Below are 851 nucleotides of genomic sequence, written 5' to 3' on the forward strand. Positions count from 1 at the left end.
ACTCGTTCACCCCGCGGGCACCAACGACCGGTCGGGGCAGCTCGCACACAAGCGCAACAAAAGGAGGGAGATCGTGGCCCAAGGGGCCCCGGAACGATCGGCGGCAGCTTCTCGTCTCGTCGTGAATACGGTCGCAAACCTGCGGCGTAAGCACGTCTCCCGCATGCAAAAATGCGCGATATGTGCGGCCGCCCCCGTGACCAGATTTTGGATGCCCCCCAGTTGGGCAAGTTTATTGATAATGGCTGAAATGCAGCGAACAAAGCCAAAAATGACCGAAAAGTGTCAAACTACACCCGTTCGCATATTTTCTCCTATTCTTTTGGGGTAGCTTCGAGCCGCCTCATGGGAGCTATTGTTTCCAAACGGGAAATCTGGACGATCTGCGAATTTCTCATGAAACCAAGGGCATTCTGTCGAGAACCCTTCGCCAGAGCAGGTTACGAACGTGTTTATTGTATCCATCAAAGAGACAATGGCGGTAATGTGGCAACGCTAGGCCGGTACGGCGTCGCCGCCGCGAGGGCGCGGAAGCCTTGTACTCAAATTGGAACCAATATGCGCCACCTTCCGCAACTGGTGCTCCAAAACGGCAAAGCCTGTCACATTTTGTCCGAATCAAGCCGATAGGATTTAGAGACGCCGCGCCCCGTATTGGCCCGGCCCGCATCCCGCTCCAACGTCAAACGCCATCATGTAGCGACTGCTGGTCGGGAGTTATGGCTGGTACCCAAGGCCGGACTCGAACCGGCACGCCTTGCGGCGGGGGATTTTGAATCCCCTGCGTCTACCATTCCGCCACTTGGGCACGCCGGGGCCGTTTAGCGCGAGCAGACATTCCGGGCAAGCGA

At 57.1% G+C, this 851-nt stretch carries 1 tRNA gene; it reads right to left on the reverse strand.

The annotated features are described in order from the left end of the window. Nucleotides 1-724: 724 nt before the first annotated feature. A tRNA-Leu gene (locus A3764_RS14605) sits at nucleotides 725-808 on the reverse strand. Nucleotides 809-851 lie beyond the last annotated feature (43 nt).

Origin of the sequence: Sulfitobacter sp. HI0129 (assembly GCF_001635395.1) — a bacterium.
GTDB lineage: Bacteria > Pseudomonadota > Alphaproteobacteria > Rhodobacterales > Rhodobacteraceae > Sulfitobacter.